This window comes from Flagellimonas sp. HMM57 (genome assembly GCF_021390175.1).
GTDB lineage: Bacteria > Bacteroidota > Bacteroidia > Flavobacteriales > Flavobacteriaceae > Flagellimonas.
Genome location: NZ_CP090004.1, coordinates 2,705,448 through 2,732,058, shown reverse-complemented (window position 1 = coordinate 2,732,058; position 26,611 = coordinate 2,705,448). Strand labels below are relative to the sequence as shown.

Annotated in this window: 25 protein-coding genes; 9 read left to right on the top strand and 16 right to left on the bottom strand. The window is 37.7% G+C overall.

Annotated elements, in window-relative coordinates; all coding sequences use genetic code 11:
* Nucleotides 1-36: 36 nt before the first annotated feature.
* The 3 genes from ffh to LV716_RS12035 form a co-directional block, all read right to left on the bottom strand.
* The gene (gene ffh / locus LV716_RS12045; RefSeq protein WP_163418052.1) at nucleotides 37-1,365 is read right to left on the bottom strand and encodes a signal recognition particle protein; all 1,329 of its coding nucleotides are present in this window, start codon (nucleotides 1,363-1,365) and stop codon (nucleotides 37-39) included.
* Nucleotides 1,366-1,507: 142 nt separating this feature from the next.
* A complete protein-coding gene (locus LV716_RS12040) occupies nucleotides 1,508-2,014 on the bottom strand; it encodes a hypothetical protein (RefSeq protein WP_163418051.1) in 507 nt (168 codons plus the stop codon).
* 254 nt (nucleotides 2,015-2,268) lie between these two features.
* Nucleotides 2,269-3,348 (bottom strand): hypothetical protein, encoded by a 1,080-nt coding sequence (locus LV716_RS12035; RefSeq protein WP_163418050.1) that lies wholly within the window; start codon nucleotides 3,346-3,348, stop codon nucleotides 2,269-2,271.
* A 111-nt stretch (nucleotides 3,349-3,459) separates the two neighbouring features.
* Between LV716_RS12035 and LV716_RS12030 the strand changes: the two genes are divergently transcribed.
* Nucleotides 3,460-3,957 (top strand): RNA polymerase sigma factor, encoded by a 498-nt coding sequence (locus LV716_RS12030; protein WP_163418049.1) that lies wholly within the window; start codon nucleotides 3,460-3,462, stop codon nucleotides 3,955-3,957.
* Here LV716_RS12030 and LV716_RS12025 read toward each other — a convergent pair.
* Nucleotides 3,931-4,257, bottom strand: coding sequence for a hypothetical protein (locus LV716_RS12025; protein WP_233759123.1), 327 nt, complete (start codon nucleotides 4,255-4,257; stop codon nucleotides 3,931-3,933). The two genes, LV716_RS12030 and LV716_RS12025, sit on opposite strands and share 27 nt — an antisense overlap.
* Before the next feature lie 191 nt (nucleotides 4,258-4,448).
* Here LV716_RS12025 and LV716_RS12020 point away from each other — a divergent pair, with 191 nt between their 5' ends.
* On the top strand, nucleotides 4,449-5,360 hold the full coding sequence (locus LV716_RS12020) for a FecR family protein (RefSeq protein ID WP_163418048.1): 912 nt from the start codon (nucleotides 4,449-4,451) through the stop codon (nucleotides 5,358-5,360).
* Nucleotides 5,341-7,914, top strand: coding sequence for a TonB-dependent receptor (locus LV716_RS12015; RefSeq protein WP_163418047.1), 2,574 nt, complete (start codon nucleotides 5,341-5,343; stop codon nucleotides 7,912-7,914). Before LV716_RS12020 ends, LV716_RS12015 begins: the two co-directional genes overlap by 20 nt.
* Here the strand turns inward: LV716_RS12015 and LV716_RS12010 are convergent, their stop codons facing one another.
* Nucleotides 7,915-8,772, bottom strand: a complete 858-nt coding sequence (locus tag LV716_RS12010; RefSeq protein ID WP_163418046.1) for a Brp/Blh family beta-carotene 15,15'-dioxygenase — start codon at nucleotides 8,770-8,772, stop codon at nucleotides 7,915-7,917.
* 132 nt (nucleotides 8,773-8,904) lie between these two features.
* Between LV716_RS12010 and LV716_RS12005 the strand changes: the two genes are divergently transcribed.
* Nucleotides 8,905-9,642: a bacteriorhodopsin-like gene (locus tag LV716_RS12005; protein WP_205600124.1), complete on the top strand. Its 738-nt coding sequence runs from the start codon at nucleotides 8,905-8,907 to the stop codon at nucleotides 9,640-9,642.
* A gap of 84 nt (nucleotides 9,643-9,726) precedes the next feature.
* Here the strand turns inward: LV716_RS12005 and argS are convergent, their stop codons facing one another.
* Both argS and LV716_RS11995 read right to left on the bottom strand, forming a co-directional pair.
* A complete protein-coding gene (gene argS / locus LV716_RS12000; RefSeq protein ID WP_163418045.1) occupies nucleotides 9,727-11,505 on the bottom strand; it encodes an arginine--tRNA ligase in 1,779 nt (592 codons plus the stop codon).
* Nucleotides 11,506-11,621: 116 nt separating this feature from the next.
* A complete protein-coding gene (locus LV716_RS11995; protein ID WP_163418044.1) occupies nucleotides 11,622-11,804 on the bottom strand; it encodes a hypothetical protein in 183 nt (60 codons plus the stop codon).
* 33 nt (nucleotides 11,805-11,837) lie between these two features.
* Between LV716_RS11995 and LV716_RS11990 the strand changes: the two genes are divergently transcribed.
* The 4 genes from LV716_RS11990 to LV716_RS11975 all read left to right on the top strand — a co-directional run bounded on the left by LV716_RS11990 (nucleotide 11,838) and on the right by LV716_RS11975 (nucleotide 15,707).
* A complete protein-coding gene (locus LV716_RS11990; RefSeq protein ID WP_163418043.1) occupies nucleotides 11,838-12,263 on the top strand; it encodes a hypothetical protein in 426 nt (141 codons plus the stop codon).
* Nucleotides 12,260-13,684, top strand: coding sequence for an SDR family oxidoreductase (locus LV716_RS11985; protein ID WP_163418042.1), 1,425 nt, complete (start codon nucleotides 12,260-12,262; stop codon nucleotides 13,682-13,684). The genes LV716_RS11990 and LV716_RS11985 overlap by 4 nt, the downstream gene beginning before the upstream one ends.
* A 101-nt stretch (nucleotides 13,685-13,785) precedes the next feature.
* A complete protein-coding gene (locus tag LV716_RS11980) occupies nucleotides 13,786-15,288 on the top strand; it encodes a carboxypeptidase-like regulatory domain-containing protein (protein ID WP_233759122.1) in 1,503 nt (500 codons plus the stop codon).
* Nucleotides 15,289-15,521: 233 nt separating this feature from the next.
* Nucleotides 15,522-15,707, top strand: coding sequence for a hypothetical protein (locus LV716_RS11975; RefSeq protein ID WP_163418041.1), 186 nt, complete (start codon nucleotides 15,522-15,524; stop codon nucleotides 15,705-15,707).
* A gap of 138 nt (nucleotides 15,708-15,845) precedes the next feature.
* On the opposite strand, the gene ctlX is transcribed toward LV716_RS11975, so the two are convergent.
* Together ctlX and LV716_RS11965 are read right to left on the bottom strand one after the other, a co-directional pair.
* Complete coding sequence (gene ctlX, locus LV716_RS11970) at nucleotides 15,846-16,775, bottom strand: citrulline utilization hydrolase CtlX (RefSeq protein WP_163418040.1); 930 nt, start codon at nucleotides 16,773-16,775, stop codon at nucleotides 15,846-15,848.
* A 12-nt stretch (nucleotides 16,776-16,787) separates the two neighbouring features.
* Complete coding sequence (locus LV716_RS11965; protein ID WP_163418039.1) at nucleotides 16,788-17,702, bottom strand: dimethylarginine dimethylaminohydrolase family protein; 915 nt, start codon at nucleotides 17,700-17,702, stop codon at nucleotides 16,788-16,790.
* 283 nt (nucleotides 17,703-17,985) lie between these two features.
* On the opposite strand from LV716_RS11965, the gene LV716_RS11960 reads away from it, so the two are divergent.
* On the top strand, nucleotides 17,986-18,513 hold the full coding sequence (locus LV716_RS11960) for a hypothetical protein (RefSeq protein WP_163418038.1): 528 nt from the start codon (nucleotides 17,986-17,988) through the stop codon (nucleotides 18,511-18,513).
* Nucleotide 18,514: 1 nt separating this feature from the next.
* On the opposite strand, the gene LV716_RS11955 is transcribed toward LV716_RS11960, so the two are convergent.
* From LV716_RS11955 to rpsD, 7 genes are all read right to left on the bottom strand, one after another.
* On the bottom strand, nucleotides 18,515-19,798 hold the full coding sequence (locus LV716_RS11955; protein ID WP_163418037.1) for a citrate synthase: 1,284 nt from the start codon (nucleotides 19,796-19,798) through the stop codon (nucleotides 18,515-18,517).
* Between the two features lie 121 nt (nucleotides 19,799-19,919).
* Entirely contained in the window at nucleotides 19,920-21,467 is a 1,548-nt protein-coding gene (locus LV716_RS11950) for a glycogen synthase (RefSeq protein ID WP_163418036.1), read from the bottom strand.
* A gap of 124 nt (nucleotides 21,468-21,591) precedes the next feature.
* The gene (eno, locus tag LV716_RS11945) at nucleotides 21,592-22,884 is read right to left on the bottom strand and encodes a phosphopyruvate hydratase (RefSeq protein ID WP_163418035.1); all 1,293 of its coding nucleotides are present in this window, start codon (nucleotides 22,882-22,884) and stop codon (nucleotides 21,592-21,594) included.
* Nucleotides 22,885-23,167: 283 nt separating this feature from the next.
* On the bottom strand, nucleotides 23,168-24,280 hold the full coding sequence (carA, locus tag LV716_RS11940; protein ID WP_163418034.1) for a glutamine-hydrolyzing carbamoyl-phosphate synthase small subunit: 1,113 nt from the start codon (nucleotides 24,278-24,280) through the stop codon (nucleotides 23,168-23,170).
* Nucleotides 24,281-24,373: 93 nt separating this feature from the next.
* Nucleotides 24,374-24,877, bottom strand: a complete 504-nt coding sequence (gene rplQ / locus LV716_RS11935) for a 50S ribosomal protein L17 (protein WP_163418033.1) — start codon at nucleotides 24,875-24,877, stop codon at nucleotides 24,374-24,376.
* 63 nt (nucleotides 24,878-24,940) lie between these two features.
* Nucleotides 24,941-25,933 carry a DNA-directed RNA polymerase subunit alpha gene (locus tag LV716_RS11930; protein ID WP_163418032.1) on the bottom strand — a complete coding sequence of 331 codons (993 nt, stop codon included), beginning with the start codon at nucleotides 25,931-25,933 and terminating at the stop codon, nucleotides 24,941-24,943.
* An 18-nt stretch (nucleotides 25,934-25,951) separates the two neighbouring features.
* Nucleotides 25,952-26,557 (bottom strand): 30S ribosomal protein S4, encoded by a 606-nt coding sequence (gene rpsD, locus LV716_RS11925; RefSeq protein ID WP_163418031.1) that lies wholly within the window; start codon nucleotides 26,555-26,557, stop codon nucleotides 25,952-25,954.
* Nucleotides 26,558-26,611: the final 54 nt, after the last annotated feature.

Here is a 26,611-nt window from a genome sequence, read left to right as displayed (position 1 = left end):
GACTACTGACTACTGACTACTGACTACTGACTAAAATCAACGCATATTCTGCATCATTTGCATCATTTTTTTACCTCCACCGCCTTGCATCATCTTCATCATCTTGCTCATCTGTTCAAACTGTTTTAGCAACTGATTTACCTCTTGTACCGTACGCCCACTACCATTGGCAATACGTTTTTTTCGGCTTGCATTCAATTTTGATGGGGTTGAGCGCTCTTCGGGCGTCATGGAATGTATAATAGCTTCAATATGCTTAAAGGCATCGTCATCAATATCCAATCCCTTTAATGCTTTTCCCGCTCCAGGAATCATACCCATGAGGTCCTTCATATTCCCCATTTTCTTGATTTGTTGTATTTGACTCAAGAAGTCATCAAACCCAAATCTGTTCTTGGCGATCTTCTTTTGGATTTTACGTGCCTGTTCTTCATCAAATTGTTCCTGTGCACGTTCTACCAAAGAGACCACATCTCCCATTCCTAAAATCCTATCTGCCATTCTGGAAGGATAAAAGACATCGATTGCCTCCATTTTCTCTCCAGTACCGATAAATTTGATAGGCTTATCCACCACGGATTTTATGGAAATGGCCGCACCACCACGGGTATCACCATCCAGCTTTGTAAGTATGACACCATCAAAGTTTAGGATATCATTGAAGGCTTTTGCGGTATTCACAGCATCTTGACCTGTCATGGAATCTACCACGAACAGTGTTTCTTGCGGTGTTATTGCTTTGTGGATATTGGCAATTTCAGTCATCATTTGTTCATCAACCGCCAAACGACCAGCGGTATCGATAATAACCACATTGCAACCCAAAGTTTTTGCGTGATTTATACCTGCTTTGGCAATTGCAACGGGATCGTTGTTATCCCTATCCGAAAATACTTCTGCCCCAATTTGTTCCCCAACTACGTGCAACTGGTCTATAGCCGCTGGACGATATACATCACAAGCAACCAAAAGTGGTTTCTTATTTTTCTTATTCTTCAGGTAATTCGCCAGTTTTCCTGAAAATGTAGTTTTACCGGAACCTTGTAGACCAGACATTAAAATAACCGAAGGATTCCCTGAAAGGTCAATTTCTTCGGCATCTCCCCCCATTAAAGCAGTCAGTTCATCCTTTACGATCTTGACCATAAGCTGGCCAGGCTGTAAATTGGTCAATACATTCTGACCAAGAGCTTTCTCTTTGACTTTATTGGTAAATTCTTTAGCTATCTTAAAATTGACATCGGCATCGAGCAATGCCCGTCTTATTTCTTTTAGGGTTTCCGCTACATTGATTTCCGTTATCTGACCATGCCCTTTAAGGACATGTAACGCCTTATCTAACTTATCGCTTAAATTATCAAACATCTTGTTACCTAATTTTTTAAGAAGGACAAATTTAAGAATAAGCAATGGGAAGCCCACATTTTGTTAATGAAAATGCACAAATGAAAAAGGAGCAGTAAAATAACTGCTCCTTATCCATACTATCTCAAATTATAATCTCCTATTAGATTCGCTCAAAAGTTAAAAAATCATCATCATCATCGTCGTCATCATCATCGTCGTCATCATCCAAATCATCATCTTCAGCTAAACGAATACGATTTACGCTGTATTCAAGAACATACCAATCATCGTCCAAGTCATCCAGAATATCGTTTGATGTTGAAAAAGATATTTCAAGCTCCAAATCATCTGACTTGTCATCGTCATCGTCATCATATTCAATTTTCCAAGAACCTGTTACCGTTTCAGAGCCATTATCCGCAACAATACTTCCATCTTCATTAAAAATAAAGGTATATGTTGCGAAGTCATCGGTCTCATCAACACCATCGTCAATAAATTTTGTAACTCTCCAGCTACCAGTTTCGGCAATATTCTCCATTGCCATTACATCGGTACTGTCAAAAAAATCGTTGCTATTGAAATCATCATTCCCATCCTCGTTATTATCACATGATACGGTAAGGACTACTAAACTGCTTAAAAAAATTTGCTTTAAATACTTCATGATCATTTTGTTTATGTTACTATTCTATTTTATCTGTTACATTGATAGAACAGGCTAAACAAAATATACCCCACCCCCCCTCTTAAAAAATAATTTAGAAATCTTAGTTCAAAACACTTTTAAGCCTTAAAAAGAAAAGGACGGCTTTAGGGATAGTCGTCCTTTTCCAAAAAATGGGGAAATCTTCTTTTTCTAAAATCTTTAACTGCGAGGCACTGTAATCATCTTATACCAATCTCAATGCCTAGTTATTTCTATCGTATAAGAGCACTCGCTTCGTCCACACAGCGCTGCTCAAGTATTATTTTATGTTCGGTGCCCACATTGAACCTTATGGTATTTTGTGCTATTTCAGACACCGACCATTCAAGGTTAAATTCAATAAATTCTTCGAGCTGTATCGTCACTAATGCACCTTGGGTTGTAAAGTTTGAACTCCAAGTGCCATTAAAAGTATTTCCGTTCATATCTTTTAACAGCAAAATGTTTTCTTCCAAAAACGCCAGTGTATACCCAACATATTGTTCTATCTGACTATTACCTTCACTGACCATTTCCGTGATCTCCCATTCACATAGTCCTAGATAGGCATCAAATTGTTGTTCATCAAAATCGTCATCATTAAAATCGTTGTCGTCATCTTCATCACATTCATCTTTTGCTGTTTCCAATGTAGCGACAAGTTCACTATTGGTGTTTATTATAATCTCAGTAGTATCAAACTTTTGTAAAGTCAATGGAAATTCCACACCTACAAGGTCAGTATCATTTAATCCCTTAAAGAATATTCTTAGTTGCCTATCGCTACTTACATTGACCTCGCCAGTGCGCTGATTGTTTGGGTCAAAAGTAAAAATAGTTATAGGGTATATGAAATCAACACATTCGATATTATCATCATTTCCTCCCTCAATACAACTTGCCGCTAACTCTTGTAGTTGTTCCTTGGAATCTATTATCTCTTCGTCATAGTTGGCCAAAACTATCGTAATTGGAAAAACGATTTCCAAATTATTGGTTTCTGCATCATTCCTATCAAAAATACTTTCAATAGCCCCAAAATCCTTTCTTGAGTTTATAGTAAGTTGAACTCCGTTTGCTTCTACGTTATATGGAAATTGTACCGAGATACAGCTGGCACCATCCACGATATTATCAAAAGAACCATCTTTGGCCGCCGTTCTTTTGATCAACATACCAATATGGGAATTGGCTGTTATAGACTGTTGAACATTGCCATCAACTGCTTCCTCAAAGCCATCTTGACAAGCAATAAAATTGAGGGCCATGATAAAAACACCTAGATATGTTAAACTAGCAATACGTTTTTTCATAATGATTTGACATAGAGAATCATACTACAATGTTAAAACAACTCTGAATTAAAAAACCCTACTCAAGCTCATTTTTTTAAAATATCTTTGGGCAAATGACAAACCTTTTAAATGAAAAATGTTTGCGAAGAACGGTTATTTAGTTCCATATTCAAGACTAATTCCAAAACGATATTCAATTACATATATTATAAATTCGGAAACGAAGAAAAAGCACACGATGCAGTACAAGACGCTTTTGTAAAGCTATGGGAGAATTGTGCAAAAGTACTGCCTGAAAAAGCAAAGTCGTATCTGTACACCGTCGCAAACAACACCTATTTAAACGTCATAAAGGCGGAAAAGGTACGATTGAAGTACGCAGAACCAACTCTTGAGCACTCCAATGAATCTCCTGATTTTTTATTGGAAGAAAAAGAATACAAGGCGAAATTGGATAGGGCATTGAACAATTTACCCGAGAACCAAAGAACTACATTTTTACTCAATAGAATAGATGGAAAGAAATATGCAGAAATCGCAGAAATAGAAGGCGTGAGTGTAAAGGCCATAGAAAAAAGAATGCATTTGGCTTTAAAAAGCCTACGTGAGGAGATAGACGGGATTTGATGGTTGATGGTTGATGGTTGATGGTTGATGGTTGATGGTTGATGGTTGATGGTTGATGGTTGATGGTTGATGGTTGATGGTTGATGGTTGATGGTTGATGGTTGATGGTTGATGGTTGATGGTTGATGGTTGATGGTTGATGGTTGATGGTTGATGGTTGATGGTTGATGGTTGATGGTTGATGGTTGATGGTTGATGGTTGATGGTTGATGGTTGATGGTTGATGGTTGATGGTTGATGGTTGATGGTTGATGGTTGATGGTTGATGGTTGATGGTAAGGTATTGATACTAAAAAACATGAATACATTGACAACAAAAAGATGTAAGTATTTATGAACTATCTTTAAAAGCACTTTTCTGAAATCTGAAATCTGAAATCTGAAATCTGAAATCTGAAATCTGAGAACTGAGAACTGAGAACTGAGAACTGAGAACTAAAAAGTAGGGTATTTAACTCGCAAATTGTTATAAACTATAAAGCATAGCACCCATGCAAGAAAATTATCTGGCAAAATGGCTTAACGGAGAACTTCCCGATGATGAGCTTGCGGAATTTAAGCAATCCGATACCTACGCTTCTTTTATGAAATTAAAGGAGGTTTCGGGTACGTTGGTGGCCCCTGAATTTGATATTGAAAAATCTTTAATGGAGCTACAAAACGAACGTATTGGAGATGCCCCTAAAGTCATTACATTAAATCCATTTAGAAAATTCTTGCGCGTTGCTGCAGTTATTGCTGTTTTGTTGACAGGCTCTTACTTTTTTGTCAATTCACTGGATGAGACAATAACCACCCAATTGGCCGAACGTTCAGAACTAGTATTACCGGACAGTTCACAAATTACTCTAAACGCAGATTCACAAATTTCGTACAGTGAAAAAAAATGGGATGAAAAACGTAACGTCAAACTAAAAGGGGAAGCATTTTTTAAGGTTGCCAAAGGAAAAAAATTTACTGTCTCAACCGAGTATGGAATTGTTTCTGTACTGGGAACCCTATTTAACGTTGAAAACAGGGAAGGCTTTTTTGAGGTTACTTGTTATGAAGGTTTAGTAAGCGTCTCGCACAAGAATCTAGATACTAAATTACCCGCAGGTTCTTCTTTTCTAGTCATTGAAGGGAAAGTAATGGACGTTTCCAAATCAGAAAGCGCACAACCCTCATGGATCAATAACGAAAGTAATTTTACAAGTATTCCGTTATCCTATGTGTTCAAAGAACTGGAACGACAGTATGATATCAAGGTAAATTCCAAGGATGTTGATACAAGTTTACTATTTACAGGGACTTTTAGCAACACAGACCTAAATATGGCGTTAAAAAGTATAAGTACCCCATCTCGCATTACATACAAAATTGAGGGTGATAATGTACTTTTCTATGCTGAGAACACTCCGTAGCAAGTGTTTTAAACTCTTCTTAGGGTTCCTGTTTTTTCTGTATTGCGCACCTATCAATGCTCAAGAAGAACAGGATAAACCTATTGTGCTCACTAATTATATAAAAAATCTAGAAGAACGTTTCAATATCAAGTTTTCATACCTTGATAAGGATTTGGACAACTTGACCATTTCCATGCCTGAAAATGTGGTTTCATTAAATGAAATTCTAAATTATCTTGAACAACATTTACAGCTAAAAACCGAGAAAATAGATGACCGATATTACGCATTGGCCAAAAACACAGTTGTTAATATATGCGGAAAAGTATTGGACAATTATGCTGAAAACAATGTTTCTGGGGCTACAGTAGAAGTCATTGGAACCAAAATCGCAGTAACTACGGATACTGAAGGTTCATTTACCTTGGACACTATTCCAAGGAACGCTTCCCTCAAAATCAGATATCTAGGATATATCACACAATACCTGAGTGTTGAAGATATTATAAAGGAAAATGGATGTGCCAAAATTCTCATGGCCCAACATTATGAAGAACTGAACGAAGTTGTGGTATATCAATTTTTAACCTCGGGAATCGTAAAGGAAATAGATGCCAGTATTACCTTGAACACATCGGATTTTGGAATAATACCCGGACTTATAGAACCTGATATTTTACAAACGGTCCAGGCACTGCCCGGAATAAAAAGTATCGATGAGACTGTATCCGATATCAATGTTCGTGGTGGCACCAATGATCAAAACCTTATGCTATGGAATGGAATTAAAATGTATCAATCCGGACATTTCTTTGGATTGATTTCTGCTTTTAATCCATATTTAACGGATAAAGTTGCCGTAATAAAGAATGGAACACCTGTCACCTTTGGTGATGGCGTAAGTAGCGTTATACAGATGGAAACCAGAAACGAACTCTCCGATACTGTTTTGGGTGGCGCAGGTTTTAATTTTATAAGTGGGGATGTTTACGGCCAAATTCCTTTGAGCGATAAAATAGGAATACAACTCTCCGCCAGACGTTCTTCAACGGACTTTTTAAATACGCCTACGTATGCCCAATTTTTTGATAGAGCGTTTCAGGATAGTGAGGTTACCAATCAAAATAATGCAATCGTAGATGAAGATATCATCAGGGATGAAAACTTCTTTTTTTATGATTTTACGGGAAAACTGCTCTATGACATCAACAACAAGCACAAGTTTAGGGTAAACCTTATTAGCATTACCAATAATCTTGAATATTCAGAGACCAATCTTACTACAGAACCTGAAACCACAAATAGTGTTTTAAAACAAAGTAATTTATCCATTGGGGGGCAACTGCAAAGCAATTGGACAAATAGGTTCAGCTCTAACCTGAACATCTATTATTCGCGCTACAATTTGGATTCCCAAAGCTTTTTTGGAAATCGGTCACAATTTTTATTACAGGACAATCTAGTGCTTGAAAATGCTTTAAAGCTTGATACTAAGTATACTGTATCAAACACAATTGACTGGACAAACGGATATCAGTACGTAGAGACAAGCATTACTAATTTGACCGATCTTACCCAACCCCCATTTAATAGTGAAGTTAAAGGTGTAATACGAATTCATGCACCACACACGGAACTTCGCTTTAGCACTCCAGAGAATAGGTTCGTTGCCAGAGGAGGCTTGCGATTTAATTTTATAGAGAATAGGGATACATTTTCCAGGTTTATCATTGAACCTCGCCTCAACTTAAACTTTCGGCTGGCAAAGTATATACGAGGAGAAGTTTTAGGGGAATTTAAAAGCCAAACCGTTAACCAAATTATTGATTTGGAACAAAATTTTCTGGGCATTGAGAAACGTAGATGGGTTTTATCCGATGATGATACACTGCCTATTACAAAAAGTAGACAGGGTTCCATTGGCATTAACTATGACAATAACAATTTTTATTTAGGGGTCGAAGGGTTTTACAAAGAAGTAGATGGAATAAGCACAAATACACAAGGCTTTCAGAACCAAAATCAATTTAATGGGGAAATAGGGAGCTACACTATTAAAGGACTCGAATTCTTGATAAATAAAAAAGGAAAAAAATATAGTACTTGGCTAAGCTATACCTTCAACGACAATAATTATAATTTTAGCACCATAGTTCCAAGTGGCTTTCCAAATAACTTGGACATAAGGCATACAATGGTTTTAGCTGGTACGTACACTTACAAAAACCTGAAAGTAGGGGTAGGAATTAATTATCGTACAGGAAAACCCTTTACTGAGTCAGAGGATGGTGACCTTTCCCTGGACACTTCAGTATTTCCTGCTAGAATCAATTACAAATCCCCAAATAGCAGTAGGCTTCCACAATATCTTAGGGCAGACGCTTCGGTCATCTATAAGTTCAAGTTGGGTCAAGGCATTAATGCCAATGCCGGGGTTTCAGTATTGAACATTGCCAACCGAAAAAATATACTTGACAAATACTACCGTGTAACCGAAGATGACCAGATTGAGACAGTGGAGAACATTTCCTTGGGCATTACGCCAAACGTAAGTTTTAGGGTAAACTTCTAATTAATCCTCCAGCCTAGACATTACAATGACATGAGGGAACGTAATAGCGGCTAAAAAATACAATAAAATTGAAGTAAAAAATTGGGTATTCTCCCGAAGGAGAAAATATAACCCAAAAAGTCCCACTAAAGAAATCACCCAGTACATCCATGAGGATTTCAAATACTTTAAAAATGTCATTTTGTTAGAGGCCCCGTAGAGGTAGTTCATTTGATCTACTAAAGAAGGTATGCTATGCCAAACAACAAAGTATATGCAAAAACCCCAAAGTAAAGATGCGGTCCGAAATATGATAAAAAAGACCAATAAATAGAATAGTTCTTCCCAAATATTCGCTTTTAAAAGATTGAAATAAAAATACACGGCCAATTGTAGCAAGAGAAGTATACCAATAATCACGGTCGCTATAAGGTAATTATTCTTTTCAAGCGCAAAACCAGAAATATCATAGATGATAGGCGATGCTTGTTCATGTTTTACGCAAAAAATCATAAACAAAATGAATAATCCGTAAAATGTAAACAAAAGTATGTCCCATTTGGCTTTCTTATGTAGTTTTTTATTCCAATGTTGTTCCCCAAAATGGAATCCACTTATCAAAAGAAAGAAAATCAATGCCAGTGCTGGAAAGAAAGAGAAGATTAACAATATGAGTAAAACCGTCATTACATATAATCCAAACACCTTCATTTTATGATATTTACCTTTGCTCTTTTCTGCACTTACCTGTATTAACTTGATGTCATTTGAACCATGAAGAATACCAAAAGTGAATATGAAGAAAAAGGAAACAAAACCTTCTATTTCATCATTTGAAAATACGGAAAACCATAGTGCAAAGATGGTCACTACTATCATTATACTTTGCAATTTGACAAAATCAAGCCCTTTCTGTTGAATCATTGATAAAAAATAATAAACAAAAATATGAATTTATTGTTTAATTTTTATTAGATTTGGTTAAACAAAATTAATTAACACCAAAATAACATGGGAAATTTATTTACATCACTGCCCATGGTAGCGCAACTTGCTACCGACGATTACGTGGGCTTCACTTTCTTTGTAGGTTGCATGGCCATGATGGCCGCTTCCGCATTTTTCTTTTTATCGATGAACAGTTTTGACAGAAAATGGAGAACATCCATTTTAGTTTCTGGACTGATTACGTTTATTGCCGCAGTACACTATTGGTACATGAGAGATTATTGGTCTGGATTTGAAGAATCACCAACATTTTTTAGATATGTAGACTGGGTATTGACCGTACCATTAATGTGCGTTGAATTCTTTTTGATTCTTCGTGTAGCTGGAGCGAAAACTTCACTAATGTGGAGGTTAATATTCCTCTCTGTTGTGATGCTGGTCACAGGATACATAGGAGAAGCTGTGGACCGTGACAATGCTTGGTTATGGGGTCTTATATCCGGTATTGCTTACTTTGTTATTGTCTACGATATATGGTTGGGCAAAGCGAAAAAATTGGCTGTCGAAGCAGGAGGTTCAGTTTTGCAAGCGCACAAAACCTTATGCTGGTTCGTATTGGTCGGATGGGCAATATATCCAATAGGGTATATGGCAGGTACTCCAGGATGGTACGAAGGAATATTTGGCGGTTTGGATTTAAATGTGATTTACAACATTGGTGACGCCATTAATAAAATTGGGTTTGGTTTGGTAATTTATGGTCTTGCCGTATCACAAACCAAACAGCCTGCAGAAGCCTAATTGGCTCAAACGAGAATGAGGTCTTTCTGAGCTCATTTATTTAGTTGGTTAAGGAAACACCGCTCCCAAGGGCGGTGTTTTTTATTACATTCGTTCAGGAACTTCAATTCCTAAAAGTTGAAATGCAGATTGGATGACCGCTCCCACTTTTTTGGACAAGAGCACCCTAAACTGTCTTTTTTGCTCGTTGGGTTCCCCTAGAATAGAAACTTGTTGGTAAAACGAATTGAACTCTTTCACCAAATCATAGGTATAGTTTGCTATTAATGCTGGACTGTAACTTTCTGCCGCCAATTGAATAGTCTCTGGAAATAACTGAACGTGCTTCAAAAGTTCTTTTTCTTTTTCATGCAAAACCAGTTTGGTATCTGTCGCAGCAGAAACCTCAAAATCAGCTTTTCTGAGAATAGATTGAATCCTTGCATAGGTGTATTGAATAAAAGGCCCAGTATTTCCTTGAAAATCCACAGATTCTTCCGGATTAAAAAGAATACGTTTTTTGGGATCCACTTTAAGGATATAGTATTTTAACGCTCCAAGACCAATAGTGCTGTAGAGCTCTTGCTTTTCATCTTTAGAGTACCCTTCTAATTTACCAAGTTCCTCAGAAATCTCTTCGGCGGTATGTGTCATGTTAACTATTAGGTCATCTGCATCCACAACGGTCCCTTCCCTACTCTTCATTTTACCGCTTGGTAGATCAACCATTCCATAACTTAAATGGTGGAGCTGTTTTGCCCAAGTAAAGCCAAGCTTTTTCAAGATTAAAAAAAGCACCTTAAAGTGGTAATCCTGTTCATTACCAACGGTGTATACCATTCCATTGATATCTGGAAAGTCCGTTACCCGTTGAATCGCCGTTCCTATATCTTGTGTCATATAAACTGCAGTACCATCTGAACGTAATACGATTTTTTCATCGAGACCCTCATCCGTTAAGTCTATCCAAACACTACCGTCCTCCTTTTTAAAGAAAACACCTTTTTCAAGACCATCTTTTACGACATCCCTTCCTAAAAGATAGGTATCACTTTCATAATAGAGCGTATCAAAATCAACTCCAAGGTTTTTGTAGGTAGTATCGAACCCTTCGTACACCCAACCGTTCATCATTTTCCAAAGCGCAACAACTTCTGTATCCCCAGCTTCCCATTTCCGAAGCATCTCTTGTGCTTCCAATACTATAGGCGCTTCCTTTTCAGCTTTTTCCTTTGCTATGCCTTCTGAAACATTTTTGGCAATTTGTTCTTTGTACGCCTTATCAAAAGCCACATAATATTTGCCCACCAAATGGTCTCCTTTCAATCCAGATGATTCTGGAGTCTCCCCTTCACCAAATTTCTGCCAGGCCAACATACTTTTACAGATATGGATTCCCCGGTCATTGATAATTTGGGTTTTATAGACCTTCTTTCCCGAAGCTTTCAAGATTTCCGCTACCGAATAGCCCAATAAATTATTTCGGATATGGCCCAAATGCAAAGGTTTGTTGGTGTTTGGTGAAGAGTATTCCACCATAACCGCATCTTTGGTTGTCGTTTTTACAAATCCGTAGTCGTTCTCATCAACAATCGTATTGAAGAAATTGATGTAAAATTCATCATGAATCACCAAGTTCAAAAAACCTTTTACCACATTGAATTTCTCGATCGCTGCGACGTTTTCTACAAGATATTCCCCGATCTTAGTACCTATTTCAACAGGATTTCCTTTCACCACCCGCAACATAGGGAAAACCACTACCGTAATATCGCCTTCAAAGTCTTTGCGAGTGGGCTGAAATTCTACGGATGATAATTCCGCACCATATAATTCGGTTAACGCAGTGATAACCTTTTTGGACAATTCATTTTGTAAACTCATGTAGAAAGCCTTTTTCAGCCAGCAAAACTACATATTTTTTACCCTTTTCTAAGTAGATATAAGTGGCTAAACCTCTTATTATGATTATTTTTATGGAAAACAATGCTATGGAACGTTTACAAGGTAACATCCTTGTATTGGTCTATTTTGCTATCCGCAAAACTATTACCCGTATTAGGAAGATTAAAGTTGATACACACGTGGTGATGGTCGTAACCAAGTAGACCTCTTTTTTTGGTAGTGAAGTAGTAAAATCCATTAGAAATGTACAGACTACCATACTTATTTATATATCCCATAAGCATTGTTTTAAAATTGAAAAAACTTTTGCTATGCTTTTAAATGTTTCTTACAACGATAAAAAGATTATTAAAAAAATTGACGAGGCGGTCGGTAAGCCGTTCACCCTAAAAGAGCGTTTTGCCTTAAAAGGAATAGGTTCTCCAAAACTTTTTATTACAGAGACCAGCACAGAAATCCAGAATCTATTGATTTTGGACAACAACCTGAATACTTGCAATATTGAAATGCGTCCAAAAGGCATCATCGTGCGCTTTCGGTCATTGTTGGAAACCTATGGCTTGATTATCCCCTACTATAAACTCACCATCTACAAAGGTGACTTTGCAATCTATTCCATATATAGGGACAATTATTTTATAAAGGTCAAATCCGACACCAAGGCAATTCAAAAGTTTTTTAAAAAGCTATTGGATTATAAAGCGGACAACGCACCCACTTCAATCGAAGATTTATGAAAATCCTCCTTACCGGTGCCAACGGTTACATTGGAATGCGCTTATTGCCACGTTTGTTGGAACTTGGCCACGAGATTGTCTGTGCCGTTCGTGATGAAAAGCGTTTGTCCGTCGATAAGAAAACAAGGGAAAAGATTCAAGTAGTCGAAATTGATTTTTTGGAAGAGGTCGATTCCACTAAAATCCCTAAAGATATTGATGCCGCCTATTACCTTATCCATTCCATGACCTCGTCTATTGATGATTTTGATGAAAAAGAAGCCATTACGGCTAAAAGTTTCAATGAATATGTATCGGAAACATCGATACAGCAGGTTATTTATCTGAGCGGCATCGTAAATGACGAAAAACTTTCCAAACATTTGAGCTCCAGAAAAAACGTAGAGGACATTTTATACCAAGGAAAGTTCAATTTAACGGTTTTAAGAGCTGGTATCATTGTAGGTTCTGGAAGCTCTTCTTTTGAGATAATTCGAGATCTTTGCGAAAAACTTCCCTTTATGATTACTCCAAAATGGGTGTTGACAAAGTCTCAACCTATTGCCATTAGGGACGTCATCAATTTTCTTACCGGTGTATTGGGCAACAAAGCAACCTACAAAGCATCTTTTGACGTTGGTGGACCAGATGTGCTCACCTATAAAGAAATGCTCCATAGATATGCTGAAGTAAGAGGATTCAAAAACTGGATACTTACCGTGCCCATTATGACACCAAAGCTGTCTTCCTATTGGCTCTATTTTGTAACCTCAACCTCATACAAACTAGCCGTTAACCTAGTAGATAGCATGAAGATGGAAGTCGTTGCCAAAGATGATAGGTTACAGCAACTGCTGGGCATTAAAACCCACACCTATCCACAAGCCATTGAAATGGCCTTTAAAAAAATTGAGCAGAATTTGGTGTTGAGCAGTTGGAAAGACAGTATTGCCAGCGGCCGAACAAGTGATGATCTAGAAAAATACATACAAGTACCAAAATATGGGGTTCTGAAAGATGTAAAGAAGATGTCCATTACAGATGAAGATGAGGTTCTGGAAAATATATGGCGAATTGGTGGAAAGCAAGGTTGGTATTACGGTGACTGGCTCTGGAAAATCCGTGGATTCTTGGATAAGCTCAATGGAGGGCCGGGTTTACGACGTGGGCGCACCAATCCTGATAAAATATTCCCTGGGGACGCATTGGATTTCTGGCGCGTACTTCTTGCCGATAAAAAATCTAAACGTCTTTTGCTTTTTTCCGAAATGCGCATGCCGGGAGAAGCTTGGCTGGAGTTTAAGATAGATAACAACAATACCCTTCACCAAGTGGCAACATTTAGGCCAAAAGGACTTAGGGGAAGGTTGTACTGGTATAGTGTTTTACCTTTTCACTATTTTATTTTTGGAGGTATGATCAGAAATATTTCCAAAACCTAGCATTCTGGCCTAAACTTTGAGAAACTTACTTGAATAAATTCAAAAATTTAGAGCGATAAGCAACCTTTTACCATAAAAAGGTGTCTTTTCTTTAAACGACCATGAAAAATATAACTATGCAATACATCAAGTTTGTCGCATTCACCTTTAGTTTCTTTTTTTTTCAATTAAACACATCCGCACAGACCATCACCTCAAAAATAATAGACAGTAAGACCAAGCAACCTATTCCCTATGCAACAGTTCAGTATGGGGAAAACCAAGGTGTTATTACCAATGAAGAAGGCCGCTTTAGCTTTGAACTGAATGAATCGGAGCAACGATTGGATTCTATTTATGTGTCGAGCATGGGGTATGCCAAAACCGGTATTTCCTTCGAACAGGTTTTAGATAGTGTTATTCCAATTACTCCAAAGGCCATTGAACTTAGCGGCATCTATCTTTTTGATAAAGAGCTCAGCGTGGACGATATTATGGAAAAGGTTGAAGAGCGCCTGCCCATGAACTATAATAGTGCTCCTTTGAAACAGCGCTTTTTTCTAAGACAATCCAGTTTCAATACCTTACAAAAACTCGATATCGAATTCAAAAAATCCACTATCCAAGAACTTGATAAAAAACTTATAGACAGTATTGTTACTATTCTTCCGAGAAATTCACAATACTACACCGAGACTTTGGGCGATTTTTACCGTTCGGATGAACAAAACAAATTAGAGGTCATTAAAGCAGCGGAACTGTACGATAAAAGCAACGAAGGTTCTATGGAGGCACTTTCGGATAAGCTTGAGACCATCTTCAAGGCAAACGTTAAGCCCGATTCCTATCTAAAAATAAAATCAGGGATATTTGGGCAAAAAGTACAAGTAGATTCCATTTTGGATGCTGAGGAAGATACGGACGAGCTGGAGGCGGAACTCAAAGAACCGAAAAAAAGTGATTTTCTGGGAAACCGAAAATATGTTCTCAATGAAATCCACAACCAACTCTTTGGAAAAAAAACCAAGCTGGATGTTGTTAAAAAGCTGAATCGCTACGATTTTGAGTTGCTTGGGTATTCAGAACTGGAAAACCAAGGCGTGTATATCATTGGTTATGAACCTTCCAGAAGAGGGGATTTTAGAGGTAAGCTCTTTGTAAATATTGAAGACTTTGCCATCATGCGCATTGATTACACCAATGTAAATCCATTGAAGAGCATTAAACTTTTGGGGTTCAGCTACAGGGAACAAACCTATAAGGGAAGTACGGTCTTCTCTAAATTTGGAAAAGACAAGTACAGCATTAAGTTTATGGCCCTGACCTTTGGGCGTAAGATGGGTGTGGATAGGCCTTTAAAAGTGATTGAAAAGAATAAACATGTAAAAGGGCGAAGAAAGCAGAATGAACTGTCTTTAGCCCTTGATGTCATTAATTACAATACCGAAAAATTTGAGATGGTGGTTTTTGATTCCAATACGATACCTAAATCTAGTTTAGAAGGTATTACGGAAGACGAAACGATAAAAGCAACATACCTATCCGCCTATAACCCTGAGTTCTGGAAAGGGTACAACATCATGGAACCCAATCAGGCGATACGGGAGTTTACAGTAACTGAATAGATTTTAGATTGCAGATTGCAGATAGAGGTACTTCTAAGGCTTGACTAATACAGAACAATGTATGAATAGTTGCATTAGTACGACCCTTTTCTATTCTAAGAATATTAGTAGTATCAAATATTTATGAATTGATTTATTTCGAACTCACATTAGATAAATACTTTTCGAACTTGCCGTATATGACATTCAAAACTTTTTAGAAATACACTTCCTTGCTTGTCAAATAAGTAAGTATGGTCAATGATAAAACTTTAATACAATGGATTGAGGACACGTATGGCAGTCCTGAAGAATTAGGAAAAGTGTTGGATTATGGTATAGAAATGCTATTCTATTTAGAACCGGATTCTTTCGACCCTAAAGAAGTACGAGAAGTGGTTTCGGCAATAAGAGGATTAATAGTTGAGTTGAGAGGTTGAAGTCCAAACTCAAATTCAAAAATCAAGCTCAAGTTCAAGTGACAAACTCAAACTCAACTACAAAGGAAAACCATCAACCGTTACCTGTCTACTGTCAACCGTCACCTTTCACCTTTCACCTTTCACCTTTCACCTAAATTAAGCCTTCGGTAAAAACACTTCGGCCATCATACAACGTGCGCTGCCCCCACCACAGGTCTCAATGGTATCCAAGGGGCTATGGATGATTTCACAGTGCTTTTCGATAGCTTCAATTTGGGATTGTTTCAAACTTTTAAATGCGGCAGAACTCATGACCATAAAACGTTGATCATTGGCACCAATGACCTGAAGCATGTTTCCCGCAAATTGGTACATCTGTTCTTCTGTAATGGTAATTATCTCCCTACCATCTTTTTTAAGGTGCTCGATTACATTTTTGCGTTCTTTTTTATCGTCAATGGTATCTGAACAGATTACGGCAAAGGTCTCGCCCATGGCCATCATTACATTGGTATGATAGATTGGGAGTCTTTTACCATCTACTGCTTGGTTGGCCGTAAAAATAACGGGAAAACAGTCAAAATCTTCACAAAACTCTATAAAGAGCCCCTCATCTGCTCGTTCCCCTAAAGCACAATAGGCTTTTTGATTAACCCTATCCTTTAGGATACTGCCAGTACCTTCTAAAAAGATACCGTCCTCTTCCGCAGCTGTATAATCAACAATGTTGTCTATATGAAAACCGTGTTCTTCGAGTACATCAAAGATATCTTCCCTTCGTTCTTTTCGTCGGTTTGGGGCAAACATGGGATACACGCAGATTGTACCACTATCATGAAACGAAATCCAATTATTGGGGAAGATAGAATCTGGAGTATCTGTTTCTTTTTTATCATCAACAACAATCACATTGACCCCATGATTTCTAAGTGTAGCTACAAAATCATCAAACTCTTTCTGGGCTTTTTTGTTTATTTCATTGTTCTTTAAGCTCAAGTCTTCTTGAAAATAATTGTTGACCGCTGTCTGCTCGTTCATCCTGAAGTTGACCGGTCTTATCATTAAAATGGTATTGGTAACCTGCATTAAAAACTAAATTTATTCTCTTATTAATGGTAATGTGCTGCATCTAAGCAGACCTTCTTGTTTTGCAATTTCCGCATACGGTATTTCTTCTACGGTAAAACCTTTTTCTCGTAGCCAATTGTTCAACCGTGTAAAATTTTGTTCTGAAACAACTACTTCTGGTGAAATGGAAAATACATTGCTGAACATCTGGTACATTTCATCTTTTGTGATTTCAAAAATGTTGTCCTTGCCAAAAAAGTCTACCAACCACTGGTATTCCTCTTCTACCAAAAACCCATTTTTATGTAGAATGGCCTTATCCTTGCCCACGGGCTGAAAGCAGCAATCCAAATGAAGTGCATTTTCTTTTGCATTTGTATTGGATTTTCTCAGCTCAAAAGACTTTACGGTCTTGTTCGGAAACTGTTCCTCCAAATAGGTTACCGCTGCTTTATTGGTTCTCGCAGTTATATAATCAGGATAGTCATCAGCAGTGTACGTGCCTACAAAAATATATTCGTTCCACGGCATCACATCCCCGCCTTCTATGTGGACTTCTTCGGGCGGTCGAACAATTTTATTAGGGTCTATTTTTTCCAGAACAGCATGGATTGCCTCAAATTCTCGTTCCCTATCTGGAAGAATATTGGCGTGAAACAGTTTATCCTCTATTACAAAAGCAATATCGCGTGAAAAAATCTGATTACAATCTGTCAGCACTTCAGGCCTAAAAACTTGTACTCCATGTTTTTCAAAAACTTGGGCAAATGCTTCCATTTCTTTGACCATATCCTCTTCCTTTGGATAGGTTCCTGCCAAAATATGCTCCAACGACTTTGGATCATAAGCTTCTTCGGGACTCGGTATTGGCCCACAGCTTTTTGCTGTTCCTAAAATTACAGCCCTCAACGAGTCTGTTTCATTTTGAATATGCAACTGCATCATAAAAATATACTTGATGATTAAAAGACCTATTCTGCCCAATAGGAGATAATCCTTAAAAAATGTACGGCAAAACTAGTGCTTTACTACCGATTTACCTTTGACAAAAAAAGAAAAAAAATCAGTATATCCAAAGGTTTATACCAGACTTGCTATATTAAATAAATTATTTTACAACTGTTTGATTTTCAATGATTTAAAATTTATATTTATCATGATTTTTCTACTTTAAAAGTGCAAAAAAATCATTGTAATTACTACATTTAAATAACAAAGAACTTTAGCTATGAAAAAAGTTGTTTTCTCTTTTTGTTTTGTGATTACGGTATGTATTGTTTTATTGTCCACAGATTCTTTACCTAGCGGTATTTCATTTTACCATACTTTCGATTTTAAGAATAATAAGCTTGAAGAATATGACACAAAATATTCCGATTGCATTCATGACACAGACTTATCGCAATTTTCTCCAGTGGACATCAGTCAATTATTAAAGAAGCAGCCTACGTTGCACAAGGAGATGAACAGATGCTTGAGCCAATACAAAAACACATTGGACGACACTATAAAAAATCTAAATACTTTGGATTCGCATGAATTTTTACATAAAGAATACCAGAGAAGTAAAAATAAGATCAGTAACAATTCATTGTCAGAAATAAAAACCTATTACCATCTAGGCATTATGCGCATATGTTATGAGAAAGACAAAGAATTGAATCTAATCTCTAGCAATAGTATTGCAAAAGTATTAAAGAGAGAAGGCGGCAATTCTATCGAAATACCGCCTTTTCCTATAGACTTTAAGAGATAAGTTATCTATTCTCCACTTTGACGAAAGATCTAAGGTTTTCGCCAGTATAAACTTGTCTTGGCCTTCCTATGGGTTCACCTTTAAGACGCATCTCTCTCCATTGTGCAATCCAACCTGGCAATCTTCCTAAAGCAAACATTACCGTAAACATTTCTGTTGGGATTCCCAACGCGCGATAGATGATTCCAGAATAGAAATCTACATTTGGATATAGTTTTCTCTTTACGAAGTACTCATCTTCCAAGGCTTCTTTCTCCAAGCCTTTGGCAATATCCAAAATAGGGTCTTGTATGCCTAGATTCCCCAAAACTTCATCTGCAGATTTCTTAATAATCTTAGCTCTGGGATCAAAGTTTTTGTACACTCTGTGACCAAAGCCCATTAGCCTGAAAGGGTCATCTTTATCCTTGGCCTTAGCCATATATTTTTTGGTATCACCACCATCTGCCTGAATCGCTTCCAACATTTCCAAAACCGCTTGGTTGGCACCACCATGAAGCGGTCCCCATAATGCTGATATTCCCGCAGAGAGCGAAGCAAAAAGTCCAGCGTGTGATGAACCTACAATACGCACTGTGGAAGTGGAACAATTTTGCTCGTGGTCCGCATGCAAAATCAATAATTTATCCAATGCATCTATGGCTATTGAATCTCTTTTGTACTCTTGATTGGGTTTTTTAAACATCATTTTGTGGATGTTTTCCACATACCCCAAACTATCATCACCATAATCCAATGGCAATCCTTTCTTTTTTCGCTGTGCCCATGCTACCAATACAGGGAACTTGGCCAGAATACGGACGATAGAATTATACATCGCCGTTTCCGAAGAAACATCTACAGAGGTTGGATTGAAAGCGACCAGAGCACTTGTCAATGACGATAGTACCCCCATAGGATGCGCTGACTTTGGAAAACCATCCAAAATCTTTTTCATTTCCTCGTCTACTTGGGACTCTTCTTTTATATCGTTATGAAAATTGGCAAGCTGTTCTTTATTAGGCAATTCACCAAAAATTAAGAGATAGGCCACCTCTAGAAAATCTGCTTTTTCGGCTAATTCTTCTATGGAATACCCTCTATAGCGCAATATGCCCTTTTCCCCGTCCAAGAAAGTAATGGCACTTTCACAAGAGCCTGTATTCTTATACCCAGGATCAATGGTCACCATATTACTAACGGACCGCAGTGTTTTAATATCTATGGCCAGTTCGTCCTCAGTACCTTTTATAACTGGGAATTCATATCTTTTACCTTCATATTCGAGTATAGCTTTATCCGACATTGTATAATTTAAGAGTTTAATAAAAATAGGAGGGGGAAATTACGAAAAAGCAGAGCCATTAACAATTTCTGTTGTTTATTTCTACAGGTACAAAAGCACAAATAAATGTTAAGTAACTGTTTTATTGGTCCTTGTCAAAATTGTACAGGTACCTGTAGTAGTTATCTACTGATTTTGCCCATGTAAAACGCTTTTTCTTGGCCGCAGCTTGTATTTTTTTCCAAGTTGCTTTATCGTTCGCATAGGTATCCAATGCCAAATCAAAGGAGTCCAACATACTTTTAATTTTCTCTTCATAGGTATCCCCGTCAAAACTAAAGCCTGTCTTTAAATGCGAAACGGTATCCTTTAATCCTCCTGTATGGTGCACCAAACACGGATTTCCATTGCGCATGGCCAACATCTGACTTATTCCACAGGGTTCAAAAAGACTGGGCATGAAGTAAAGGTCCGATTCCAAATAAATGGAGTCTATAAGATTTTCTGATTGGCCATTTGTGAAAATAAAATTCTTATGCTCGTAACTCAGTTTCCTGAAAAGCTCTTCATATTCTGGAGCACCTGTTCCCAAGAGCATAAAAATACCATCTACTTTTTTTAATTTTTTTAGAATGGAGACAAAGGCTTCTGGTGAACGTCTAAAAAAATAAAACTTCTGCTCCGTTAGCCTAGCCACACTGGATACAATGAATTTGGGCCTCTCATCCACAAACTCCATTATCTTTTCACCGGTATGCGCCAAAAAATCTGCTTTGTATTTTTTAGATTCCTCTTGCAGCCATCTAAAAAGTGCTTTGACGGTGTTTCTATAAATCAGTCCCTTTTCTTCTTTGTTGATGTTTTTATAGTTACATCCATTTAAAATACCAAACAACCTACCTTCTTCATCCGCTTTGAGCAAATCTTTTTCAAGACCTTCCCCTCCAATAAATTCTGGTGGAGAACTTGGCAAAAGCACATCTTCTTTGTACGATGGGGAAACCGTGTGCACCGCATCCGCAAAACGGATTCCCACTGCCATTAAATTGATACAATCCTGATATCGATAATCCATCAGGGACATATAATCAAAATCCACATGGGGAAACCAATTTTTTACCGAAGAGTAATTGTCTGCAAATGGCCGAATTCCTTGAATAGCCAGATTATGGATGCTATATACCGTTCGGATATCCTTGAGATTTTTATAGTTTTCATGGTATTCCCTTAAAAATAAAAGTAAACTTGAATGCCAATCATGTAGATGAATAATATCCAGTTGCCCAAAAGCCCCTTGTTTAATGGCTTCGGCCACTGCAGTACAAAAAATGAAGTACTTTATGGCATCTGTGTAAAAAGGTTCCTCTGGATCGTTATGATAGATATGTGCTATATCACCGGCTTCAATCTCTGGATGGTGAAGCACGTAATGGACAATGTTGGAAAACTCTTTTTTGGGCTTTACTTCATAAAGTTCTGCATTGTAGGTAAGGCCTCTGAGACTAAATTTTAGGTCTGTTTTAAAAAGACCATCCTTATGAAGTCTACTGTAAGAAGGGACTATTACATGCACCTTATCGCCGCGTTCGGAAATTTGTCTTGGAACGTCTCTGACCACATCTCCCATTCCTCCTGCTTTACAATTGGCCAAGGCATCATTCTCAGCCGCGACAAAAAGAAAATTGTTCATTAAGTTAGTTTTGATAAGTTACATTGGTTTACTCTATTAAGTTAACCAAAGTTTATTACGAAGACAAAAAAAAGCCTTTCTTGGATAAGAAAGGCTTAATTGTATGCTAAAAAATCTTTATGAATTACTTTACCTTGAAAGCTTTCTCTTTAGGATAGTATGCCGTGCTTCCCAACTCTTCTTCAATTCGTAACAATTGGTTGTATTTTGCCATTCTATCACTTCTGGAAGCAGAACCAGTTTTAATCTGACCCGTATTCAAAGCTACTGCCAAATCGGCAATAGTATTGTCTTCGGTTTCTCCCGAACGATGCGACATTACAGAGGTGTATCCTGCATTTTTTGCCATATTTACCGCCGCAATAGTTTCGCTCAGTGTTCCTATTTGGTTTACCTTGATCAGGATTGAATTGGCTATTCCGTTTTCAATTCCTCTAGATAACCTTTCTACGTTTGTAACGAATAAATCGTCTCCCACCAATTGTACCTTATCACCAACTTTATCGGTTAACATTTTCCAACCGTCCCAGTCGTTTTCGTCCATTCCGTCCTCAATGGATATAATCGGGTATTTATCACATAAATCAGCTAGATACTGTGCTTGTTCTTCAGATGTTCTAATAACCCCTTTATCGCCTTCAAACTTGGTATAATCATATTTGCCATCCACATAAAATTCGGCAGAAGCACAATCCAAAGCAATCATAACATCATCACCCAATTTGTATCCAGCTTTTTCAACAGCTTTTCCAATAGTGTCCAAAGCGTCTTCTGTTCCTCCTTCTAAGGTTGGAGCAAATCCACCTTCATCTCCTACCGCAGTGCTCAATCCCCTATCGTGCAATACTTTCTTTAGGTTATGGAAAATTTCGGTACCCATTTGCATGGAATGGCTAAAGTCATTTGCTTTAACAGGCATGATCATAAATTCCTGAAAAGCGATGGGAGCATCAGAATGCGAACCTCCATTTATGATATTCATCATAGGAACCGGCAATGTGTTGGCACTAACGCCACCTACATATCTGTATAAAGGCATTCCCAATTCGTTCGCGGCTGCTTTTGCCGCTGCAAGAGACACCCCTAAAATTGCATTTGCACCTAACTTGGATTTATTTGGAGTTCCGTCCAAAGCAATCATGGTCTCATCTATATAATTTTGCTCAAAAACAGATGTTCCCACCAATTCTTCGGCAATAATTGTATTGACATTGTTTACGGCGTTACCAACACCTTTTCCCATAAACGAATCTCCTCCATCCCTTAACTCAACGGCCTCGTGCTCTCCAGTAGATGCACCGGACGGCACTGCAGCTCTTCCCAAAATACCGTTCTCGGTAACTACGTCCACTTCTACTGTAGGGTTACCTCTAGAGTCTAAAATCTGTCTTGCGTGTATGTTAATAATAATACTCATCTGTACTTGTTGTTTATGGTTGAAATTAATTCAGCGAAGATACAAAAGGAGACGCTGTATGCTTCATGACAAGCGTCATAAAAACAAACATAATAACCTAAAAATAAACTATAACGTTTTAGAGACTGTTTTGAAATATGCCAATTATTTTTTTATGCCCCTTTTTGCGCCCCTTGTCGTTAAAATTTTAGACCATAGCTACGGCTATGTTCGAAAATTTTGCCTAAAAGTGCATGAAAAATAAACTGTAAAAATTCTAATCACAAATTTCAAAACAGTCTCATTAGTTGCGCCCAGTTTTTATGGCATCAAAAAATTGGTCGAATAAATAATCGGCGTCATGTGGTCCCGGGCTTGCTTCTGGGTGGTACTGAACCGAAAACACTTCTTTATCTTTCATTTTTATTCCTGCAACGGTATCATCGTTCAAGTGCAGATGGGTTATCTCTAAATCTGAATTGGCCTCCGTTTCTTCCCTATTTACAGCAAAACCGTGGTTTTGAGAAGTTATTTCTCCTTTTCCCGTAACCAAATTCAAAATTGGGTGGTTGATGCCCCTATGCCCATTGTGCATTTTATAGGTTGAAACGCCATTTGCCAACGCAAGTACTTGGTGTCCCAAACATATTCCAAATAGCGGTTTGTTGGATGCAATCATCTTTTTCGTTGTAGAAATAGCATCGGTCAGGGGTTCTGGATCACCCGGTCCATTGGATATGAAATAACCATCCGGATTCCATTTCTCCATTTCTTCAAATGGTGTGTTGTAGGGAAACACCTTTATATACGCTCCTCGCTTAGCAAGATTTCTTAGAATATTCTTTTTTATTCCAATATCTAAAGCTGATATTTTGTATTCTGAATTTTCGTCACCAAAATAATAGGGCTCGGTTGTAGAGACTTTAGAGGAAAGTTCCAGACCTTCCATACTGGGCACTTCTGCAAGTTCCCTTTTCAACTCATCAATCTCATCAACCCTGGTAGAAATTAAAGCGTTCATGGCACCATTATCCCGGATGTAACTAACCAACGCCCTTGTATCCACATCTGAAATGGCAAAGAGATTGTTTTGGTCCAAAAATTCCAACAGACTCATATTTGCACTGGGCCTTGAATACTCGTAGCTAAAATTTTTACAGATAAGTCCAGCTATTTTAATGGAATCAGATTCCACCTCATCGGCATTGGTTCCATAATTTCCAATATGTGCATTGGTGGTCACCATCAATTGTCCAAAGTAGGATGGGTCGGTAAAGATCTCTTGATATCCTGTCATTCCCGTATTGAAACATACTTCTCCTACGGCGGTACCTTCTTTGTTTCCTATGGCCTTACCATAAAAAATAGTACCATCTGCTAATAATATTAGTGCTCTTTTCTTTGAGTGATACTTCATTTGGTTTTATATTTCGATTTGACAAAAAAACATAAAAAAAGGATAAGTTTTCACTTATCCTTTCTTTACTAATACAATAGTTAATAACATCTTCTACTCTTCTGAATCATCAGTAGTTTTTGTCTCCGCTACTGGAGCAACAGCTTCAGCTTTCTTACCTCCGCCCCTTCTACTTCTTCTTGTAGTTTTCTTGGCAGGTTTTCCAGCGTTATAGGTTTCATTAAAGTCTACCAACTCGATCATTGCCATGTCCGCGTTATCACCAAGACGATTACCCAACTTTATGATTCTTGTGTATCCTCCTGGTCTATCGCCAACCTTCTCTGCAACCGTTCCAAAAAGTTCGGTAACCGCTTCTTTACTTCTAAGATTGCTAAATACAATCCTTCTGTTGTGCGTACCCTTTTCGGTAGTTTGATTGTTATCGGTTTTAGACTTGGTAATCAACGGCTCTACAAATTGCTTTAAAGCTTTTGCCTTAGCAACTGTTGTGTTGATTCTTTTATGCTCTATTAGGGAACATGCCATGTTGGCCAACATTGCTTTTCTGTGCGCTGCCGTTCTCCCTAAATGATTAAACTTTTTTCCGTGTCTCATGTTTTTATTTTATCATCTTGCTTCCAAATCCCGATAGCTATCGGGAGAGCAAAATATGATTATTTAATCTTTGTCCAATTTATATTTGGATAAGTCCATTCCAAATTGAAGGCCTTTGTTGATGACCAACTCTTCCAATTCGGTCAATGATTTTTTACCAAAGTTTCTAAACTTCATTAAGTCGTTCTTATTGAAGGATACCAAATCTCCCAAAGTATCCACCTCGGCAGCTTTAAGACAATTCAACGCCCTAACGGACAAATCCATGTCTACCAATTTGGTCTTCAACAATTGGCGCATGTGCAATGATTCCTCATCGTATGTTTCTGTTTGTGCGATTTCATCGGCTTCCAATGTAATGCGCTCATCAGAGAACAACATAAAGTGGTGAATCAAAACCTTAGCAGCTTCGGTCAATGCATCTTTAGGGTGAATAGAACCGTCAGTTACGATTTCGAAAACCAATTTCTCATAATCGGTCTTTTGTTCAACCCTAAAGTTTTCTATACTATATTTTACGTTCTTAACCGGAGTGTAAACAGAATCTACAGCAATACTCCCTATAGGTGCATTGGATTTTTTATTCTCTTCGGCAGGCACGTAACCTCTTCCTTTTTCAATAATAACCTCTAGGTTAATACTTACTTTGGAGTTCATGTTACAAATAACCAAATCTGGATTGAGTACTTGATAACCAGAGATGAATTTTTGGAAATCTCCAGCGGTCAATTGTTCTTTTCCACTTACTGAAACAGAAACTGTTTCACTCTCAACATCATCTATCTGTCTTTTGAAACGAACTTGTTTAAGGTTCAAAATCATTTCTGTAACGTCTTCTACTACGCCAGGAATGACAGAGAATTCATGTTCAACTCCATCGATACGCACAGAAGTAATCGCAAAACCCTCCAAAGAGGAAAGTAAAACTCTTCTAAGTGCATTTCCAACTGTTAATCCATAACCAGGTTCCAAAGGGCGAAATTCAAATTTCCCTTCGAAATCTGTAGAATCTATCATTATAACTTTATCGGGCTTCTGAAAATTAAGTAATGCCATATTGGATTAATGTTGATTTTATTTAGAGTATAACTCGACGATTAATTGTTCCTTGATATTTTCAGGAATCTGCATTCTTTCTGGGATAGCTACGTATGTACCTTCTTTCTTTTCAGAATTCCAGGTAATCCATTCGTAAACACTACTATTATTGTCCAAAGAATCTTGGATTGCTTGAACAGATTTGGATTTTTCCCTTACTCCAACAACGTCACCTGGCTTTAATGAGTAAGATGGGATATTTACAATCTCACCATTAACGGTTATATGTCTATGGGAAACCAATTGCCTAGCTCCGCTTCTTGATGGGGAGATTCCCATTCTGTAAACTACATTATCTAAACGGGACTCACATAATTGAAGTAAAACCTCACCAGTAACATCTTTGCTGCGGTTTGCTTTATCAAAAAGATTTCTAAACTGCTTCTCCAAGATACCATAAGTATACTTGGCTTTTTGCTTCTCCATTAATTGGATTGCATATTCAGATTTCTTTCCACGGCGTCTGTTGTTACCGTGTTGTCCTGGAGGGTAACTTTTCTTCTCGAAGGCTTTATCGCCTCCGAAAATCGCTTCTCCAAATTTTCTAGCGATTTTTGATTTTGGTCCTGTGTATCTTGCCATCTTCTTTTAAATTGGAAAGTGCGACTATGAATTAAGGCTTATCCTTCGATAATC

Excerpts from the sequence above, each read along its gene's own strand:
- rplQ (WP_163418033.1), bottom strand. The coding sequence starts at position 24,877 with ATGAGACACGGAAAAAAGTTTAATCATTTAGGGAGAACGGCAGCGCAC.
- LV716_RS11955 (WP_163418037.1), bottom strand. The coding sequence starts at position 19,798 with ATGTCGGATAAAGCTATACTCGAATATGAAGGTAAAAGATATGAATTC.
- LV716_RS12005 (WP_205600124.1), top strand. The coding sequence starts at position 8,905 with ATGGGAAATTTATTTACATCACTGCCCATGGTAGCGCAACTTGCTACC.
- rpsD (WP_163418031.1), bottom strand. The coding sequence starts at position 26,557 with ATGGCAAGATACACAGGACCAAAATCAAAAATCGCTAGAAAATTTGGA.
- LV716_RS11930 (WP_163418032.1), bottom strand. The coding sequence starts at position 25,933 with ATGGCATTACTTAATTTTCAGAAGCCCGATAAAGTTATAATGATAGAT.
- LV716_RS11975 (WP_163418041.1), top strand. The coding sequence starts at position 15,522 with ATGGTCAATGATAAAACTTTAATACAATGGATTGAGGACACGTATGGC.
- LV716_RS12020 (WP_163418048.1), top strand. The coding sequence starts at position 4,449 with ATGCAAGAAAATTATCTGGCAAAATGGCTTAACGGAGAACTTCCCGAT.
- LV716_RS11980 (WP_233759122.1), top strand. The coding sequence starts at position 13,786 with ATGAAAAATATAACTATGCAATACATCAAGTTTGTCGCATTCACCTTT.
- LV716_RS11990 (WP_163418043.1), top strand. The coding sequence starts at position 11,838 with ATGCTTTTAAATGTTTCTTACAACGATAAAAAGATTATTAAAAAAATT.
- LV716_RS12030 (WP_163418049.1), top strand. The coding sequence starts at position 3,460 with ATGAAAAATGTTTGCGAAGAACGGTTATTTAGTTCCATATTCAAGACT.
- LV716_RS12040 (WP_163418051.1), bottom strand. The coding sequence starts at position 2,014 with ATGAAGTATTTAAAGCAAATTTTTTTAAGCAGTTTAGTAGTCCTTACC.
- LV716_RS11985 (WP_163418042.1), top strand. The coding sequence starts at position 12,260 with ATGAAAATCCTCCTTACCGGTGCCAACGGTTACATTGGAATGCGCTTA.
- ffh (WP_163418052.1), bottom strand. The coding sequence starts at position 1,365 with ATGTTTGATAATTTAAGCGATAAGTTAGATAAGGCGTTACATGTCCTT.
- argS (WP_163418045.1), bottom strand. The coding sequence starts at position 11,505 with ATGAGTTTACAAAATGAATTGTCCAAAAAGGTTATCACTGCGTTAACC.
- LV716_RS11995 (WP_163418044.1), bottom strand. The coding sequence starts at position 11,804 with ATGGGATATATAAATAAGTATGGTAGTCTGTACATTTCTAATGGATTT.
- ctlX (WP_163418040.1), bottom strand. The coding sequence starts at position 16,775 with ATGCAGGTTACCAATACCATTTTAATGATAAGACCGGTCAACTTCAGG.
- LV716_RS12025 (WP_233759123.1), bottom strand. The coding sequence starts at position 4,257 with ATGTTTTTTAGTATCAATACCTTACCATCAACCATCAACCATCAACCA.
- LV716_RS11960 (WP_163418038.1), top strand. The coding sequence starts at position 17,986 with ATGAAAAAAGTTGTTTTCTCTTTTTGTTTTGTGATTACGGTATGTATT.
- LV716_RS11965 (WP_163418039.1), bottom strand. The coding sequence starts at position 17,702 with ATGATGCAGTTGCATATTCAAAATGAAACAGACTCGTTGAGGGCTGTA.
- LV716_RS11950 (WP_163418036.1), bottom strand. The coding sequence starts at position 21,467 with ATGAACAATTTTCTTTTTGTCGCGGCTGAGAATGATGCCTTGGCCAAT.
- LV716_RS12035 (WP_163418050.1), bottom strand. The coding sequence starts at position 3,348 with ATGAAAAAACGTATTGCTAGTTTAACATATCTAGGTGTTTTTATCATG.
- carA (WP_163418034.1), bottom strand. The coding sequence starts at position 24,280 with ATGAAGTATCACTCAAAGAAAAGAGCACTAATATTATTAGCAGATGGT.
- LV716_RS12015 (WP_163418047.1), top strand. The coding sequence starts at position 5,341 with ATGCTGAGAACACTCCGTAGCAAGTGTTTTAAACTCTTCTTAGGGTTC.
- LV716_RS12010 (WP_163418046.1), bottom strand. The coding sequence starts at position 8,772 with ATGATAGTAGTGACCATCTTTGCACTATGGTTTTCCGTATTTTCAAAT.
- eno (WP_163418035.1), bottom strand. The coding sequence starts at position 22,884 with ATGAGTATTATTATTAACATACACGCAAGACAGATTTTAGACTCTAGA.